Raw genomic sequence first — 16961 nt, 5'->3', positions numbered from 1 at the left:
CACATCAATAGGGAGTCATGATGACGCCCTTCTCAGAGGATAGCGTACAGGCAGCAGCCAACCCCTATCTGATCCAGCCGGCCACCATTGTGGAGAAGATCAGAGAGGCGGAGGACATCGACACCTATCGATTGCGCTTCGTCGATGAGCAGGTGCGGCGAACCTATCGATTCGCGGCCGGACAGTTCAATATGGTCTATCTGTTCGGGGTCGGCGAGGTGGCGATCTCGATCGTGTCGGATCCGGATGAGCCGGAGTTTCTGGGCCACACCATCCGCGTCGTGGGACGAGTCACCAAGGCCATCGCGCGATTGCAGCCGGGCGATGAGTTGGGCATCCGCGGGCCGTTCGGGCAGGGGTGGCCGCTCGACGGCGCGCAGGGCAACGACGTGGTGATCGTGACCGGCGGGCTGGGCTGCGCACCGGTCGTCGGCGCCATTGAATATATCTTCCGTCGGCGCACCCAGTATGGCAGCGTGAAGATTCTGCACGGGGTCAAGACGCCGCACGACCTGCTCTATCGGGAGCGGTTCGATGCGTGGCGGCGGCATCCTGATACCGAGGTATTGTTGACGAGCGACCAGCCCGGCAAGACGTGGCGCTATCACATCGGTGTGGTGACGGAGCTGTTCGAGCAGGTGGCGGTGAACCCGGCACGCACCATGGTGCTGATGTGTGGACCGGAGATCATGATGCGCTTGGGTGTGCCGATCTTGATGCAGCGTGGGATTCCGGCGACCGCGATCTACGTCTCGCTGGAGCGGCACATGGAATGTGGGATCGGCCTGTGCGGCCATTGTCAGATGGGTCCGTACTTTCTGTGCAAAGACGGCCCGGTGATGCGCTACGATCGGGTCGCGCCGTGGTTGGGACGAACGGGTGTGTGATCGGTGATGGGATTGCGTCGCTATGAGTGACAAGAAAAGAGTCAACCCGCTCGTGACGCCCATGCGGCCCACGCTTGCTGTCTTCAAGTTCGCCTCCTGCGACGGCTGTCAGCTTAGCATCTTGAATTTAGAGGATGATCTGCTCGCGTTAGGGCAGGTCTTGGACATCGCCTACTTTCCCGAAGCCTCCAGCGACATGCGGGAGGGCCCTTACGGCATCGCCTTGGTGGAGGGGTCCATCACGACGCCGGAGGATGCGCATCGGATTCTGTCCGTCCGGAAGCAAGTCGCGCTGTTGATCACGATTGGCGCCTGCGCCACGGCGGGCGGGATTCAAGCGTTGCGCAACTGGGCGGATGTCGACGCCTTCAAGCGAGTGGTCTATCCCAGCCCGCAGTACATCCAGAGCCTGAGCACCTCGACGGCGATCTCGGAACATGTGCGCGTCGACTTCGAACTGTGGGGCTGCCCCATCGACAAAGCACAATTGCTCCGGGTGCTCACCGATCTGTTGGCCGGCGTGCAACCGAGGCTGCCGACACACAGCGTGTGCATCGAGTGCAAACGCCGGGGGAACGTCTGCGTGATGGTCGCCAAGGGGATGCCCTGCCTCGGGCCGGTGACGCGCACCGGGTGCGGCGCGATTTGTCCGAGCATGGGACGGGACTGCTACGGCTGTTTCGGCCCGGCCGAAGGGATGCATGAGGGACCCGGCTTTCCTCCGAATACGGCCTCGCTGGCCAAAGAGTTTCACCAGGGACTCAACCTCATTCCGGTCGAGGTATTGCGCCGATTCCGCGGCATCAACGGCTCAGTAAGACCGTTCCGCGAGGAGAGCCAGGCGTGGGAACGCGACGAAACGTGAAGCGAATCTCGCGGGATTCGCGAGCCTGCGAGAAAAGCGGGACGAGTCCGAAGTTGTATCTGCGCGAGTCGCGCCCGTCCCGCCCGTCTCACTCACGATTCACGAGTGACGTGCGATGCGTACGCAGGTGCCCCGCTTCGTTGCCGGACGACTCAGGGGGGCTTATACTGCACGTAGGCCTGAACGAGGATCTTATACGGAACCAGATAAACCATAGGTAGGGTAAATGACTCGATAGCAAGACGCTATGGTTCGAAGGAGCCGTCATGAAACTGAGTTTTGAGTGGGACGAAGAGAAAGCTAAAGCCAATCTCAAAAAGCACAGAGTCGGTTTCGATGAAGCCACAACCGTTTTCACCGATCCCTTTTCAATGACCATTCATGACCCTGAGCACTCAGCGGATGAACAACGGTATATAGACATCGGAAGTTCTGACAAGGGCCGCGTGCTGCTCGTGGTTTATACCGAACGTGGCTCGACCATACGCATTGTCAGTTGCCGAAAGGCAACCCCATCGGAACGGAAACTTTATGAAGAAGTCACTGACTAAAATAGTACAGGTGGAGGACCATGATATGCGCACCGAATATGATTTTAGGGGGGGAGCGCGTGGCAAGCACTATCACGCCATGCAAGCTGGGTATACCATCACGATCCATAAAGCGGATGGCACCACTCTTGTTAAGGAAGTCGTGCCCAAAGAGGGTGCCGTTGTTCTTGAACCGGATATTCAAGCGTATTTCCCAGACTCGGAATCTGTGAATAGGACGTTGCGTTGTTTAATTCCGCTGCTGCCCCAAAAGCGAAGAGCAAAGGTGAAGAAAGCCTAACAAGAGGGTGGAGCCGACCCCCGAAAATTCGGTGGCTTACCCTCAATTTCTAGGGCGCAGAATGGTTGCCCATGCCGCGCACGACGCCTGCGCAGCCAGATCGGTTCGCTGTGCGTCCATGAGAAAGCGCGGGCGTCTTGTAGGAATCGGAAATGACGTCAGGCGGTCGCAGCCCGGATAGTGGGATGACATTAAACTACGCCATGTGCCCTCCTGCTTCGTTGCCGGACGACGCAGGGAGCTTATACAGCACGCGGGCCGGACCAGGGGACTTATCCGGAACCGGATAATACATAGTTGGGTCTTCGCGGATCACAGTGGGTCCTTTTCCTCACTCCGCGTTAACGGAGGCAGGAAGGCGGCGACGATTTTGAGTTTTTTGAGGTAGTCCTCGTCTCGATAGCCATAGGCACGGCGCTGGAGGACACGGATCTTGTTGTTGAGCCCCTCCACGAGGCCGAGGCTGACCTTGTTCTCCGGGTGACAGTACGAGGCGATGCCCTCCCAGTGGCGGTCAATCATCGCCGCGAACGTCTCGTAGGGCGTGAGCCGCTGCCACTTGAGGCTCTGTGTCCAACGCGTGAAGAAGGCGCGGGCCCCGCTCTCGGTCTGGTAGCCCCAGAGCTGGCCAAAAGACTCCTTGAGCAGGGAGGCGGTGTTCAGTCGCTTGTTGGCTTTGAGCAGCTTGGCGAGGGAACGGCGGCCGTCGAGGGAGAGGTGCTCACGGTGGGAGAGCAGCGTATCGCGCGGTCCCTTGATGAAGGCGCGGTCCTTGGCGGCGAGGCGGCGGTACTCGCTGCGGCGGACGGCGTCGAGCGCCTCACCGAGGTGGCGCACGATATGGAATTTGTCGAAGATCACGCGTGCCTGTGGCGCATGGCGCGTGAGTGAGGTGCGAAAGGGCTTCCACATGTCCATCGCCACGAGCTGGATGTGCGCCGTCTTTTTCGCGCCCAGCGCGGCAAAGAAGAGGTTCATGTCGGCCTCGGTGCGGCCCTTGCCGCCGACCCAGATTGGCCGCCTGCGGTCGAGGTCGCTGACGACGATGCGGGAGTCGTGCCCCTTCCGGATGGCGATCTCGTCCACGCCGATCGCCCGCGGCGCGGGCAGGCCGGCGCGGGCGACCTGCTGTTGCATGTAGATCGTGTCGAGATCCTTGACCGTGCTGTCGTGGAGGCGCTCCGCCTTGGCCACCGCCGTGTTGGTCCTCTCGCGGCAGAGTGCCCCCACGTGCCTCGCGAAGCGCTGGGTGAAGCGCGGGTGCTTCGCCAGCCAGTCGAGGCGCTCTACGTACACGCCACGGCACCGCGGGCAGTGGACCCGCCAGCGCTCAAACTGGACGTAGATACGGAACCCGCCGGCCGAGAGGTCGCGGGCACGGCAGGTGCGTTTGTCGTAGCGACCGCGGCACCGGTGGCCACACTGCGAGCAGATCGCCGTTTTTTTCGGCGCTGTCACACCAGCACCCTGGCGTAGCGGTCTCCAAAGACGCCGAGGAGCCGGGAGGCGGCGACGAAGCCTGGCAGCGAGAACAGGGCGCGGATTGACGTGGGGTTCTTCATGCGGCGACTCTGCGCCAGGACCTGCACCAGTTTCAAGCGGTGGGGAACGCCTGGAATGCCGCATCAGACAAGGCTGTCACACAGGATCGGACCACAGAATGACCCACTTGAATGTGCGAAGACCCACATAGTTAGGCATCACGGAATATTGACCCCGATGTCCCGTAGGAGAAAGCGCGATGTCATCGACCGATGAGTACGACAGAATCGCAAGTGACATTCGGCGGCCGGGAACTGAGCAGGCAGGTGGGGCGCTAATTGCCAGAGAGCTGATTCGGCACGCCACGCTCGCGTCCTCCAGTCACAACACTCAGCCTTGGAAGTTTCGCATCCAGCAAGACTCGATCACCATTATGCCTGACTTTTCACGACGTTGCCCGGTGGTCGATCCAGACGACAGTCACCTCTTCAAGAGCCTGGGCTGTGCAGCCGAAAATCTCGTTCATGCTGCTGCCGCGCAGGGTTTCTCGGCTGACGTGCGATTCGACCCCGGAGAAGACGGCGTTATTGTTCTTCTTAACCGTGACGCCTCGGCTCATGCAACGGATCTTTATCGTGCAATAACCAAACGCCAATGCGTTAAGACGGCCTATGACGGTACGCCACTTGCGGCGCCGGAGCTCGAAATGCTGGAGAAAGCGGGTGAAGGGCGGAACGTCCGTACCATCATGCTGTTGTCGGCGGCGCAGAAGGACGAAGTCATTGACTATGTCAGTCGGGGAAATATCGCTCAACTGACTGATCGAGCCTTTCGCGACGAACTCGTTTCCTGGATTCGCTTCAATCCCGGTGAAGCAATGCGCATGGGCGATGGCCTGTCCGGGCGCACCAGTGGCCAACTGCCTTTGCCCACCTGGTTGGCGAAACGGATCATCGGGCTGGTGCTTACGCCGAAAGGCCAAGCCGAGACTGATGCCAAAAACATCAGAAGCTCTGCCGGTGTGGCGGTCTTCGTATCGGAGCGCGACGACAAGGCCGCATGGGTCGAAGCCGGACGCTCATACCAACGCTTCGCACTGCAAGCGACCGCGCTGAATATCCGTACCGCCTTTATCAATCAGCCGATCGAAGTGCGTTCGCTGCGCCCGCAGTTCGAGTCATGGCTGAATGTCGATGAGGAACACGCACAACTCATAGTGCGCTTCGGTCATGGCGCTGCGGCGCCATTCAGCCTGCGGCGCCCGATTGACGACGTGATTGTTGCGAACTAGCTGCGCGGTACCAGAAGATGATGGCTAATCATGGCGACATCGAATTCAGTGGTTGTTGAGTGTGCGCAGAAAGGGGCGAATGACAAAATGACAATGGGCAAATGGCTACTGATCGCGGGCGGCGTCATAGCCATATCTGCTTTCATTGCAGTTTTCATCGGGCAAGCGCATGAAAGCGCCAAGGCGGATGAGCTTGTAGGAAAACTTGTTCAGAGTGTGCTCCGGCCAGTTGCCGACACGGTAGAATTCAATTCGCTTTCAGAACTTCCGCCTCCGGTTGCGCGCTATTTCAAGCATGTGCTGACGGAAGGACAGAAACCGATCAGAACGGCGACGATACGTCAGTCGGGTGTGCTGCGAACCAGCACCACGACGGGAAACTGGTCTTCCTTCACTGCACACCAGCTTGTTGTGCCGTCTGCAACCGGCTTTGTTTGGAACGCCAGGGTCGAGATGCCCCTGGCCACCCATGTGCGCGTTCTGGATAGCTACAGCGCCGGCGTCGGTTCAGGCCGGGTGAGCCTCTTGTCGGCCTTTGCTCTCGCCTCAGAAAGCGGGTCGCCAAAACTTAACTCGGGAGCATTACACAGGTATTTAGCCGAGGCAGTCTGGTTCCCAACTGCCCTTTTGCCCCAGTCCGGAGTCATATGGAGCCCGATCAACGATCATTCGGCAATGGCCACAGCAACCGACAAGGGCACAACTGTGTCGTTGGAGTTTCGATTCAACGAAGCCGGGGAGGTAACCAGCATCTACAGCCCCGGCCGTTTCGGTAGATTCAATGGCGAATACAAGCAGGTGCCATGGGAGGGATATTTTCGCGACTACCAAGAGCGAGCAGGTATGCGCGTTCCCTTGTATGGCGAAGTGGGCTGGTACGTTGACGGAACATTGCAAATAGTTTGGAAAGGAGACCTCGTTGATGTGCGGTATGAGCTTGGCCCGTGAATCATTGGCTTGTGCGGCAGGTACGTCCAACCCATCTTTCACCGGACGCTACGCGATCAAGCTGCACAGTGTCAGTTACTTCTCCGCTGGGCGATTCCAAGAACGAGAGCAAGATGTTTAGAGGGACTCGAGGCCGGATCGCGTTAGCGTTAATCGCGGTGTTGGGTTCGGCCTCAGCAGCATATCTATGGGATATGAATCGAGCCTATGAGCGGGTCCGTGCAAAGGGCACGGTCATTCCGTCACCCTATGGGGATATCGAATACACCGAAGGTGGATCAGGTCCCCCCGTTCTGGTGATTCATGGGAGCGGCGGCGGCTACGATCAGGGCGAACTCATGGTGCGTGCGGTGCTGGGTGAACGATTCCACTGGATTGCACCGTCGCGCTTTGGATATTTGCGCTCGACCTTTCATGATGGCGCCACATTTGACGACCAGGCGCATGCTTACGCGTATCTGCTCGACCGGTTGGGCATCAAGAAGGTCGCGGTCGTCACGTTATCTCACGGCGGCCCTTCAGCTCTCCTCTTCGCCGTATTGCACCCTGAACAGGTTTTCTCGCTGACACTCATCTCCGCCGGCGTAGCCTCTTCAACCGAACGAGACCAGGCGCAGGCGAACCAGAAGGGCGAGATGCTGATGACAATCTTCAAGCATGACGTGCTTTACTGGGCCATCACCAAGCTGTTCAAACGACAATTGATGGAACTGATGGGCGCAAACGACGCGGTCATTGCCGGTCTTGCGCCTGCGCAGCGGGAATTGGTCGACCAGATTGTTGATTTCATGAACCCGGTGTCGCCGCGATCCGCCGGTGCTGCTTTCGATAACAAGGCTGTGATGCCGAATGAGCGGATTTCCGCGATACGAACCCCGACCTTGATTTTCCATGCCACAGACGACACGCTGCAGGTTTACCACAACGCCAAATTTGCCGCGTCCACCATTCCGGGTGCGAGGCTAGTCCGTTTCGAGAGAGGGGGTCACCTCGTCATCAGCGTCGAGCAAACAACCATTCGCACGATCATGCAGAAACACATTGTCGACAATACGAGCGAGTAATGCCCTCGGCACTCGTGATCAATCTCCGGTTCTTGGGCAACGCCAAACCCGGCAGTCAACACGGACGCTGCGCGATAAAGCCGCGCAGCGTCCGGTTGCCTTGAACGTTAGGTTTCACAGGAGCAGCCTCATGTTTGCAAACTCGATATCTGCCTGCATCACAACAGTCAAGGTTCAAGAGTCCCGCGACTTCTACGTGAAGCACTTCGGGGCCAAAGTCACATTTGATTGTGGCTGGTACGTCAACCTCCAGTTCGGAAGGGAATCCTCCACCCTGCAATTTATGGCTCCCCAGCCGGGGCAGCCGTTATGCAATCCAGCAGGACTGACCTACAACTTTTCCGTTGCCGACGTTGATGCCGAGTGCAACTTGCTTACGTCTGCGGGACTCCAGCCTGTTATGCCGCTCGACGATCATCCGTGGGGCGATCGCGGCTTCGCAATTCAAGACCCCAATGGCGTGATGCTCTATATTTACTCCGAGCGTGAACCAAATGCTGAATTCAAGCAGTTCTGCAAAACCTAACTCTGCGGTCAAGCGGGATTGGCTTACAGCGGGCTTCGCCCGCTTCCAGCCAGCCCCTTATCTTAAACATTAGGGCGCAGTACGATTGCTCATGCTGCACACGACACGACCATTTGTTCTTCTCGGCGGGAAGGCGGCGCTGTCGCTGAGCGGGAGACCTGTAACAATAGCGCAAGGTATGAAGTGTCTATGGTCAAACCTCATTTGCCGCATGAGTCTGTAAGTCATGAGTGAGTCAAAAGAAACCAACACCAGAACCATCGCGGTCGGCACGATTGCGCGCGTGGAGGGTGAAGGCGCGCTCCGTGTCACCGTGAAGGACGGTGTCGTGCAGGACGTCGAGCTGAAAATCTTCGAGCCGCCGCGGTTCTTCGAGGCCTTTTTGGTAGGCCGGCATTACGACGAGGTGCCGGACATCGTGGCGCGGATCTGCGGCATCTGTCCCGTGGCCTACCAGATGAGCGCCGTGCATGCGCTGGAGCAGATCTTCGGTGTGACCGTGGAGGGGGCGCTGCGGGATTTGCGGCGGATGATCTACTGCGGCGAATGGATCGAGAGCCATACGCTCCACGTCTACATGCTCCACGCGCCGGACTTTCTCGGCTATGCCAGCGCGATCGCGATGGCCAAAGATCATCCGGAGATCGTGACCAGGGGGCTGCGATTGAAGAAAGCCGGCAATGCCTTGATGACCCTGCTGGGTGGCCGCTCCGTGCATCCGGTCTCGGTGAAGGTCGGTGGGTTTTCGCGCGTGCCGCTGCGCCGTGAACTGGAGGGGCTGAAAGATGAATTTCTGTGGGCACGCGATGCAGCGGTGGAGACCGTCCGCTGGGTTGCGGGATTCGATTATCCTGATTTTGCACAGGACTATACCTTCGTCGCGCTCCGTCCTCCCGATGAGTATCCCTTCAATGAGGGATCGATCTTGTCCAGTGGCGGAGTAAAGATTTCCGCAGTGGAGTTCGAGCAACATTTCAGGGAAGAGCAGGCGCCCTATTCTACAGCCCTCCAATGCAGACTCAACGGAGCCAGTTATTTGGTGGGGCCCATGGCGCGGGTGAACCTCAATCACGACCATCTGTCGCCGCTGGGGAAGCAAGTATTGGCGGACACGGGACTGTCTCTGCCTCTGCGGAATCCGTTTCACGCGATTGTCGCCCGCTCCGTCGAAATCCTGTATGCGATCGAGGAGACGCTGCGGATCATCGACAGGTACGAGCCGCCACCCAGTCCGTCGGTCCCGGTGACCGTGCGCGCCGGCACCGGGATGGCTTGCACCGAAGCGCCGAGAGGCATTCTTTATCATCGGTATCGGGTGGATGGCGACGGCCTGATTCGCGAAGCCAAGATCGTTCCACCGACTTCGCAGAACCAGCGTCGAATCGAAGAGGACCTGCGTGCCTATCTGCCTCGTGTGCTGGATCTCTCGAATGAGCAAGCGGCCTTGGGATGCGAAAAAGTCATCCGGTGCTATGACCCTTGCATCTCCTGCGCGACGCATTTTTTGAGGCTCGACGTGAAGCAGGTGAGGTGAGGTTTGTCTGGTGTATTTGGTTGGAAAGAACGAGATCAACCAGACAGACCGAATAGACGAGACAGACGAGACAGACGAGACAAACCATGGCTACAATTCGCATCATCGGACTCGGCAATCTGTTCAGGGGGGATGATGCGGCGGGGTTGCTAGCCGCGCGGCGATTGAAAGCCCTGGTGGGGGACCGCGCCGACGTGATTGAAGCGGAGCTGGCCGGTCTCGATGTGCTGGACTTGATGGCAGACGCGTCAACGGTATTCCTGATCGATGCGGCAAGGAGCGGCCAGCTTGCGGGAACGATCCATCGTCTCAATGCGTCCGCCGGGCCGATCTCGGCAGACCTGTTCCCTCATTCGACGCACGTCCTTAATGCGGTGGACGCGATTGAGCTGGGCCGTACATTGGGGCTCCTTCCGCCCCGCGTGATCGTCTACGGTGTGGAGGTCGGTGACACTACGGCCGGCAATGCGCTGTCTCCTGCGGTTGCGGCAGCGTTGGATCAGGTTGTCGAGCTAGTCGTACATGAGTTGGAGGGGCTTTCGTGCACGAGTGGCAGCTGATGGCCCAGGTGGTCAAGATGGTGGAGGAGGCGCTCCGCCAGGCTCCCTCTGCGAGACCGTCGGTCGTGAGGCTCAAAGTCAGTACGCAGTCTCATTTCTTCGAGCACGATGCGGCGGCGTTGCAGTCGGTCTTTGCTGCGGCCGCACAGGGGACGGTTGCTGAGCGGGCCGTGCTGGAGATTCTGCCGGTTCCCGTCACCGGCCACTGCCGGCTGTGCGGGACTTCCTGCGAGATGCATGAGCTGCTGCAATGTTGCCCACGTTGTGGGTCGGCAAGCCTGGATGCGGAGCCAGTCCCTGAAGTGGTGCTTCACGAGGTCGTGGTGGAGGAATGAAACAGGACACCATTGTTCGCCTGCGCATCACCGTGGAGGGAACGGTCCAGGGGGTCGGATTCCGGCCGTTCACCTACCGCGTAGCGCAGGAACTGGGAGTGGCCGGATGGGTGATGAACAGCGCTCATGGGGCAGTACTGGAACTTGAGGGGCCGGTTGCTGTGCTGGAGACCTTTCTCGCTCGCCTGCAAACAGAAGCGCCGGCGGCGGCGAAGGTGGATCGGCTGACCGTAGGACCCGCGAATCCGATGGGAGCGACTGTATTTGAGATTCGAGCCAGCGGAGGTGCCGGCGCGCGGCGCTTGGTGGTGCCACCGGACCTTGCGACCTGTGCCGATTGTCTGGGCGAGATGCGCGATCCGATGGATCGGCGTTTCCGCTATCCCTTTCTCACCTGCACCCAATGTGGCCCACGCATCAGCCTCATCACGGACATTCCCTATGACCGTATCAACACCACGATGAGCCGGTTCCAACTGTGCCAAGGTTGCCGGGCGGAATATGAGGATCACACGAATCGTCGCTTCCACGCCGAACCGATCGCCTGTCCGGTGTGTGGTCCTCGATTGGCGTTGTGGAATGTTCGGGGAGAAGAGGTGGCTCGTGAGGAGGCCGTGTTGCAGCAGGCTTGCGAGATCATCCGGACAGGACGGATCCTCGCGGTCAAGGGAGTCGGCGGGTTTCAGCTCTGGGTGGATGCCTGCTCGGAATCAGCGGTGCAACGGCTGCGCCTGCGCAAAATGAGACCGGATAAACCCTTTGCGGTCTTGTTCCCCTCTATTTCCGTTGTGCAGACATCATGCGGTCTGAGTCCGGAGGAAGAAGAATTGCTGCGCTCTCCCGAATCGCCGATTGTGCTGCTGCGACAGAACGAACCGTCCGGGTTGGCCAGATCGGTGTCGCCCGACAACCCCTTCGTCGGCGCCATGGTGCCGTACAGTCCGCTCCACCATCTGCTGATGACCGAGTTGCAAGGTCCGGTGGTAGCCACCAGCGGCAATCTCTCAGACGAACCGATTGTGATCGATGAACAAGAGGCGTTGGTTCGACTTGCTGGAATTGCGGATGCGTTCCTGGTTCACGATCGAGCGATCGCGCGGCCGGTCGATGATTCAGTGATGCGTGTGGTGGAGGGCAAAACGCTGATACTCCGGCGAGCAAGAGGCTATGTGCCTCGGTCGATCAGAGTGAATGCTTCCCTCACGAACGGAAGCGCGATGGTCCCGATCCTCGCGGTCGGGGGCCACCTCAAGAACACGATTGCACTGACGTCCGGCGATCAGGTCATGCTGAGCCAGCACCTTGGCGATCTGTCTACGCTGGAGGCCTTCGAGGCGTTTCGTCGCGCCGTCGACGATCTGCAACGGCTGCTTGACGTACAGCCCCAACTCGTAGCCTGCGATCTCCACCCGGACTATCGGTCGACAATCTTCGCGCAGGAATTCGCCGAGCGTCACGCGGTCCCGCTCGTTCGGGTGCAGCACCATCATGCTCATGTGGCCTCCTGCATGGCCGAGCATGGACTGGATGGCGAGGTGCTGGGCGTGGCCTGGGACGGGGCGGGCTATGGTTCCGACGGCACGATCTGGGGAGGCGAGTTTCTGATCGCGGGGTATCGAGGCTTCAGGCGTCTCGGCCATCTTCGGCCATTCCGCCTGCCGGGTGGAGAGACGGCCATGCGCGAACCCTGGCGCTGCGCCTTCTCGGTCCTATGGGAGACCTATGGAGAGAAGGGAGCCGTTGAAGAGTGTGCTGCCCGTCAATGTGTGAAAGGGAAAACAGACGCTCTCTTGCTCCTGTTGCAAAGAGGGCTTGCCTCACCCTGGACCACCAGCATGGGAAGACTCTTCGATGCGGTATCGTCGATAGCTGGCTTGTGTGATGAAGCCAGTTTTGAAGGGCAGGCGGCCATGGCTCTGGAGTTCGCGGCGGAACGGTATGAAAAGAATTCTCCCGGTGAGGAAACAGGCTATCCGTTCGCCGTCACACGAGGCGAGGACAACGGGGCCGTGTGGGTCGCAGACTGGCGACCGCTGATCGAGTCGCTTATACAGGAGAGGCGCGAAGGAAGCAGCTCCGAGCGGATCGCGTATCGGTTCCATCTTGCGTTGGCGGATCTGATCGGTCAGATTGCGGAGCACGCTGCGTTGCCGCGTGTGGTGCTGACCGGCGGATGCTTCCAGAATGTCCTGTTGCTTCGGCTTGCGCGGCGCCGGTTGGAGCGAGCGGGGTTTACCATTTATACCCACCGCCTGGTGCCGCCCAACGACGGGGGACTCTCTCTTGGCCAGGCGGTCGTGGCGGCGGCTCACTTTTCAAACAGAAGGTAATAGGAATGTGCTTAGCGGTTCCCGGGCAAGTCCTCAGCATCACGGATGACCAACTCCGTACCGCGACGGTATCCTTCGGCGGCACCATGAAAGAGGTCTCGCTTGCGCTCGTGCCAGAAGCGGACGTCGGAGACTATGTGATCGTGCATGTGGGATTTGCCATCAGCAAACTGGATGAGCAGGCGGCAAGAAGGTCACTTGAATTGATGGCCCAACTCGATAGGGGAGAGGCACGAGGTCAGGGGCCAGGGGCACTGGGCATGGTCAAGAGATCTGGCCTGTTGCCTTAAGCCACTCGCCGCATGCCGAGGCAGCGATGAAGTACGTCGACGAATACAGAGAGAGTGCGACCGCTGCGGCATTGGCCGAGGCGATCAAGCGAACCGTGACCAAGCCCTGGACGATCATGGAAGTCTGCGGCGGGCAAACCCATGCGATTGTGCGGTTCGGCCTTGATGCCCTGTTGCCGCCGAACCTCACCCTGGTGCATGGGCCGGGCTGTCCCGTCTGTGTCACGCCGATCGGCTTAATCGATCAGGCGCTCCAACTCGCGTCGCTGCCGCGCGTGATCTTCTGCTCGTTCGGCGACATGCTGCGCGTGCCCGGTTCACAGGGGGATCTGTTCGGCGTCAAGGCTGCCGGGGGAGACGTTCGTATCGTGTATTCGCCGCTGGATGCGTTGGAGTTAGCCCGCGCAAACCCTGATCGCGAGGTCGTGTGTTTTGCGGTGGGGTTCGAGACGACCGCGCCGGCCTATGCGATGGCGGCGATCCAGGCGCGGCGCCTGGGTCTCACCAACGTCAGTCTGCTCGCAGCCCAGGTGCTCGTGCCGCCGGCCATGGAAGCCATCCTGTCCGCTCCCGGCTGTCTCGTGCAGGGATTTCTGGCGGCCGGTCATGTTTGTACGGTCATGGGCTATGAAGAGTACGAAGACCTGGCGCGACGCTATCGCGTGCCCATCGTGGTCACGGGGTTCGAGCCGATCGACATCCTGGAAGGGATTGCGATGCTGGTTCGCCAATTGGAAGAAGGACGGGCGGTCGTCGAGAACCAATACACTAGATCCGTGCGCCGGGAGGGCAACGTGGCGGCGCAAGCGGCCTTGCGAGAAGTCTTCGAACCGACGCTGCGGGCCTGGCGCGGCATCGGCGACATTCCTCAGAGCGGCCTGAGACTCACCGCGGCCTACGCCGTCTTCGATGCGGCGGTGCGATTTCGTGACGCGCTCGCTCAATCCGGTTCGGTGGGCAGAGAAGATCCCGACTGTCGGAGCGGTCTGGTGTTGCAGGGCTTGCTCAAGCCGCCGGACTGCCCGGCCTTCGCCACGCGCTGCACGCCGGAACGGCCTCTCGGTGCGCCGATGGTGTCGAGCGAGGGGGCCTGCGCCGCGTATTACCGATATCGAAGCCATGTGAAACGTGAAGCGTGAAGCGTATCTCGTCGTTCGTCCGACATATCGGATGTCACATTCTTTGACCGAAAGTTTGCGAGATACGCTTCACGAGATACGAGGCCAGATCCATGGGTGACAATAAATCCTTTGAGCCAGAGTGTCCGCTGCCGACGTTCGAGAAGAAGACGGTGCAGCTTGCGCATGGCGGGGGCGGGCGGCTCATGCAGGAGTTGATCCGGGACGTATTCGTCCGGGCTTTTGACAACCCGATGCTGGCGCAACTGCATGACGGCGCGACCTGGCCGGTGGCCGAAGGCACCCTTGCCTTCACCACAGATTCCTACGTCGTGTCTCCCTTATTCTTCCCAGGCGGGAACATCGGAAGTCTGGCGGTGCATGGCACAGTCAATGACCTTGCCATGTGCGGAGCGATGCCCCTGTATCTCAGCGCGGGGTTCATTCTGGAAGAGGGACTCTCTCTGGACATGCTCCGGAAAGTGGTGCAGTCCATGGCGAAGGCGGCGGAAGGGGCGGGGGTGCAGGTCGTGACCGGAGATACTAAGGTGGTGGATCGTGGCAAAGGCGACGGGATTTTTATCAACACCGCAGGAATTGGCGTCGTACCCCCTGGTGTTCGTATCGGCCCACAAGAGGTCAAAGTCGGAGATCGAATTCTATTGAGCGGCGACCTTGGTGCACATGGCTTGGCCGTGATGAGCGTGCGCGAAGGGTTACGCTTCACCGGCGAGATCGAAAGCGACTCGGCGCCGCTGCATCAGGTTGTGCGTGATCTGCTGGAATGCGGAGCGTCTGTCCATTGCCTGCGCGATCTGACGCGCGGAGGATTGGCGAGTGCGCTGAATGAACTCGCTGCCGGAGCGAAGGTGGGCATGACCATTGAGGAACATCTCATTCCCGTGCGAGAGTCCGTGCGCGGCGCCTGTGAATTGTTGGGCCTCGATCCCCTGTATGTTGCGAATGAAGGGCGGTTCGTCGCCTTCGTGCCGGATGCGCATGCGGAGGCAGCGTTGGCCGCCATGCGCCGGCACGCAGTCGCACAGCAGGCGGTTCAGATCGGCACCGTCACGATGGAGCATCCCTCGTTGGTGGTGCTGCGGACCGTATTAGGCACGCATCGTATTCTTGATCTCTTGTCCGGCGAACAGTTGCCGCGCATTTGCTAGACGTCACGACCGTATTGCCTGCGAGTGAGGGGGAGAGCGGCCAATGCCGAGAAAGGGAACTTCATGGAAGGATTAGGCCTTCTGGGATTGTTAGCGGTCATTGTGGGGCTTGTAGGATTATTTGTGCTCTATAAGGGTTGGCGTAAACCGCAGTAACCGGTTCAAGTCGGGAAGAGGAAGGTGAGGTATGGTGCGACGATTGCCATGGAGGGCCCGGGAAGCTACAGGTTCCGATGCGACCTTCATCCGCAGACGAACGGCGAGTTTCTCACCCTGGATGTTCAGGCATTGTAGCCGCATGAGTGGTAAGACGAATGGATTTTGAAGAGATCTTCTCGGGGTTTCTGATCGCGCTGGGGGCAGGGGCGCTCATTGGGTTGCAACGGCAGCAGTCCAGGAGCGGCGAAAAAGGGCCAGGCGTAGGCGGCGTTCGGACTTTTCCTCTCATTGCGCTGGCGGGCGCCCTGTCCGCATTCCTCGCTCAGACCATGGGAATGTGGCCCCTGCTGGGTACCATGCTTGTTGTCGGAGCCTTTTTGGCCCTGTCACAGTATCAGGAGTCGAGCCGGAGCGCAGATCCTGGAATTACCACGCAAGTGGCGGGCCTGATCACCTTTCTTCTCGGGGTCCTCGCTCTTGCGCCGGACCTTCCACTGGCGGTCGGTCAGCGCTACCTCCTGATTGTCGCCAGCGCCGGCGCCGTAATGGCCCTGCTGTCGTTCAAGGAACCGCTGCACCAGGCTGTGGCGCGCATCTCGGACGACGACCTCTACGCAACGGCTAAGTTCGTGGTCCTCACATTGGTCGTCTTACCGCTGTTGCCCAATCGTACATATGGTCCTTTCAATGTGCTGAATCCCTTCAACGTGGCGCTCATGGTGGTGTTGATTGCAGGGATGAGTTTTCTCGGGTACATCGCAATGCGGTTGGTCGGTCCGCGGCATGGGCTTCTCGCAACCGGTATTTTAGGCGGCGTGGTCTCCTCCACGGCCGTCACGGTCAGTCTGGCGATGAAAGCACGGGAAGCGCCGTCGGTGGTTGCACTTGCTGCTGTGGCCGTGCTGTTGGCATCGAGTACCATGTTTCTCCGCATGCTCGCGGTGATCGGAGTCGTCGGTCCAGAACTCCTCCCGCGTCTAGTGTGGCCGCTGGGAGTCATGGGGATCGGCGGCTATGGCACGGCGCTGATACTCTATCTGAAGTCGCGGCGAACTCCTCAGGAAGCTCCTCCTGTGGCCTATCAGAATCCGCTTGAACTGCGCACCGCTTTGCAGTTCGGCCTCTTCTATGCGGGGGTCATTGTCGTGGCGAAAGGTGCACAGGTCATGCTTGGAGACAGGGGACTGTACGCTTCCAGCGTGCTGGCCGGAACGACGGATGTGGACGCCATCACGCTCTCGGTGGTCCGGTTTTACCAGGATGGATTGGACCCCGGGACTGCCGTGAGCGCCATCATGGCAGCGGTGATGACGAACACGATGGTCAAAGCAGGTCTTGCCGCCTGGTTCGGCGGATGGGATTTAGGTGCGCGTGTCGGCCTGGGCTTGGGTCTGGCCTTAGCCGGAGGGGTCTTGACGCTATTTTTCATGCCCTAGGAGCCTGTCCGAGTAATGTGCATTTTGGACTGGACAGGCAGCGGGCATTGTGGTTTCTAGGCGGCATGGCTAAAACATTCAAATCCTGGGACGTCGATCAGCCGGTACTGCTCCCTCCGTCCGTGCAGGAGCTGGT

17 protein-coding genes are annotated in these 16961 nt (G+C 59.8%); 16 read left to right on the top strand and 1 reads right to left on the bottom strand.

The window, feature by feature from the left end; translation table 11 throughout:
• Window positions 1-17 precede the first annotated feature (17 nt).
• From Q8N04_07530 to Q8N04_07515, 4 genes are all read left to right on the top strand, one after another.
• On the top strand, window positions 18-887 hold the full coding sequence (locus tag Q8N04_07530; GenBank protein MDP3090509.1) for an FAD/NAD(P)-binding protein: 870 nt from the start codon (window positions 18-20) through the stop codon (window positions 885-887).
• Between the two features lie 22 nt (window positions 888-909).
• A complete protein-coding gene (locus Q8N04_07525; protein ID MDP3090508.1) occupies window positions 910-1752 on the top strand; it encodes a hypothetical protein in 843 nt (280 codons plus the stop codon).
• Window positions 1753-2018: 266 nt separating this feature from the next.
• Window positions 2019-2303, top strand: coding sequence for a BrnT family toxin (locus Q8N04_07520; protein ID MDP3090507.1), 285 nt, complete (start codon window positions 2019-2021; stop codon window positions 2301-2303).
• Window positions 2284-2583, top strand: a complete 300-nt coding sequence (locus tag Q8N04_07515) for a hypothetical protein (protein ID MDP3090506.1) — start codon at window positions 2284-2286, stop codon at window positions 2581-2583. Before Q8N04_07520 ends, Q8N04_07515 begins: the two co-directional genes overlap by 20 nt.
• 312 nt (window positions 2584-2895) lie before the next feature.
• Here the strand turns inward: Q8N04_07515 and Q8N04_07510 are convergent, their stop codons facing one another.
• Entirely contained in the window at window positions 2896-4041 is a 1146-nt protein-coding gene (locus Q8N04_07510) for an ISL3 family transposase (protein MDP3090505.1), read from the bottom strand.
• Between the two features lie 283 nt (window positions 4042-4324).
• Between Q8N04_07510 and Q8N04_07505 the strand changes: the two genes are divergently transcribed.
• The 12 genes from Q8N04_07505 (at window position 4325) to Q8N04_07450 (ending at window position 16825) form a co-directional block, all read left to right on the top strand.
• Window positions 4325-5356 carry a nitroreductase family protein gene (locus Q8N04_07505; protein ID MDP3090504.1) on the top strand — a complete coding sequence of 344 codons (1032 nt, stop codon included), beginning with the start codon at window positions 4325-4327 and terminating at the stop codon, window positions 5354-5356.
• A gap of 30 nt (window positions 5357-5386) precedes the next feature.
• Window positions 5387-6304, top strand: coding sequence for a hypothetical protein (locus Q8N04_07500; GenBank protein MDP3090503.1), 918 nt, complete (start codon window positions 5387-5389; stop codon window positions 6302-6304).
• Window positions 6305-6600: 296 nt separating this feature from the next.
• Window positions 6601-7368: an alpha/beta hydrolase gene (locus tag Q8N04_07495; GenBank protein MDP3090502.1), complete on the top strand. Its 768-nt coding sequence runs from the start codon at window positions 6601-6603 to the stop codon at window positions 7366-7368.
• 130 nt (window positions 7369-7498) lie between these two features.
• Window positions 7499-7894, top strand: a complete 396-nt coding sequence (locus Q8N04_07490; GenBank protein MDP3090501.1) for a VOC family protein — start codon at window positions 7499-7501, stop codon at window positions 7892-7894.
• A 226-nt stretch (window positions 7895-8120) separates the two neighbouring features.
• Window positions 8121-9428 (top strand): Ni/Fe hydrogenase subunit alpha, encoded by a 1308-nt coding sequence (locus Q8N04_07485; protein MDP3090500.1) that lies wholly within the window; start codon window positions 8121-8123, stop codon window positions 9426-9428.
• 86 nt (window positions 9429-9514) lie between these two features.
• Complete coding sequence (locus tag Q8N04_07480; GenBank protein MDP3090499.1) at window positions 9515-9988, top strand: hydrogenase maturation protease; 474 nt, start codon at window positions 9515-9517, stop codon at window positions 9986-9988.
• Window positions 9988-10323 (top strand): hydrogenase maturation nickel metallochaperone HypA, encoded by a 336-nt coding sequence (locus tag Q8N04_07475; protein MDP3090498.1) that lies wholly within the window; start codon window positions 9988-9990, stop codon window positions 10321-10323. Before Q8N04_07480 ends, Q8N04_07475 begins: the two co-directional genes overlap by 1 nt.
• A complete protein-coding gene (hypF, locus tag Q8N04_07470) occupies window positions 10320-12653 on the top strand; it encodes a carbamoyltransferase HypF (protein ID MDP3090497.1) in 2334 nt (777 codons plus the stop codon). Before Q8N04_07475 ends, hypF begins: the two co-directional genes overlap by 4 nt.
• Before the next feature lie 5 nt (window positions 12654-12658).
• Window positions 12659-12943, top strand: a complete 285-nt coding sequence (locus Q8N04_07465; protein MDP3090496.1) for a HypC/HybG/HupF family hydrogenase formation chaperone — start codon at window positions 12659-12661, stop codon at window positions 12941-12943.
• A gap of 26 nt (window positions 12944-12969) precedes the next feature.
• On the top strand, window positions 12970-14082 hold the full coding sequence (gene hypD / locus Q8N04_07460) for a hydrogenase formation protein HypD (protein ID MDP3090495.1): 1113 nt from the start codon (window positions 12970-12972) through the stop codon (window positions 14080-14082).
• A 92-nt stretch (window positions 14083-14174) separates the two neighbouring features.
• Window positions 14175-15230 carry a hydrogenase expression/formation protein HypE gene (gene hypE, locus Q8N04_07455; GenBank protein MDP3090494.1) on the top strand — a complete coding sequence of 352 codons (1056 nt, stop codon included), beginning with the start codon at window positions 14175-14177 and terminating at the stop codon, window positions 15228-15230.
• Between the two features lie 314 nt (window positions 15231-15544).
• Window positions 15545-16825: an MgtC/SapB family protein gene (locus Q8N04_07450; protein ID MDP3090493.1), complete on the top strand. Its 1281-nt coding sequence runs from the start codon at window positions 15545-15547 to the stop codon at window positions 16823-16825.
• Window positions 16826-16961 lie beyond the last annotated feature (136 nt).

It is taken from the genome of Nitrospira sp. (genome assembly GCA_030692565.1).
Lineage (GTDB): Bacteria > Nitrospirota > Nitrospiria > Nitrospirales > Nitrospiraceae > Nitrospira_D.
The sequence above is the reverse complement of the archived record's forward strand: the minus strand, read 5'-3'. Positions and strand labels throughout refer to the sequence as shown.

Bases quoted from the DNA above. Each gene is read 5' to 3' on its own strand.
- Q8N04_07505 (MDP3090504.1), top strand. From the start codon at position 4,325: ATGTCATCGACCGATGAGTACGACAGAATCGCAAGTGACATTCGGCGG.
- Q8N04_07515 (MDP3090506.1), top strand. From the start codon at position 2,284: ATGAAGAAGTCACTGACTAAAATAGTACAGGTGGAGGACCATGATATG.
- Q8N04_07450 (MDP3090493.1), top strand. From the start codon at position 15,545: ATGGATTTTGAAGAGATCTTCTCGGGGTTTCTGATCGCGCTGGGGGCA.
- Q8N04_07500 (MDP3090503.1), top strand. From the start codon at position 5,387: ATGGCGACATCGAATTCAGTGGTTGTTGAGTGTGCGCAGAAAGGGGCG.
- hypD (MDP3090495.1), top strand. From the start codon at position 12,970: ATGAAGTACGTCGACGAATACAGAGAGAGTGCGACCGCTGCGGCATTG.
- Q8N04_07525 (MDP3090508.1), top strand. From the start codon at position 910: ATGAGTGACAAGAAAAGAGTCAACCCGCTCGTGACGCCCATGCGGCCC.
- hypF (MDP3090497.1), top strand. From the start codon at position 10,320: ATGAAACAGGACACCATTGTTCGCCTGCGCATCACCGTGGAGGGAACG.
- hypE (MDP3090494.1), top strand. From the start codon at position 14,175: ATGGGTGACAATAAATCCTTTGAGCCAGAGTGTCCGCTGCCGACGTTC.
- Q8N04_07480 (MDP3090499.1), top strand. From the start codon at position 9,515: ATGGCTACAATTCGCATCATCGGACTCGGCAATCTGTTCAGGGGGGAT.
- Q8N04_07475 (MDP3090498.1), top strand. From the start codon at position 9,988: ATGGCCCAGGTGGTCAAGATGGTGGAGGAGGCGCTCCGCCAGGCTCCC.
- Q8N04_07520 (MDP3090507.1), top strand. From the start codon at position 2,019: ATGAAACTGAGTTTTGAGTGGGACGAAGAGAAAGCTAAAGCCAATCTC.
- Q8N04_07465 (MDP3090496.1), top strand. From the start codon at position 12,659: ATGTGCTTAGCGGTTCCCGGGCAAGTCCTCAGCATCACGGATGACCAA.
- Q8N04_07530 (MDP3090509.1), top strand. From the start codon at position 18: ATGATGACGCCCTTCTCAGAGGATAGCGTACAGGCAGCAGCCAACCCC.
- Q8N04_07485 (MDP3090500.1), top strand. From the start codon at position 8,121: ATGAGTGAGTCAAAAGAAACCAACACCAGAACCATCGCGGTCGGCACG.
- Q8N04_07490 (MDP3090501.1), top strand. From the start codon at position 7,499: ATGTTTGCAAACTCGATATCTGCCTGCATCACAACAGTCAAGGTTCAA.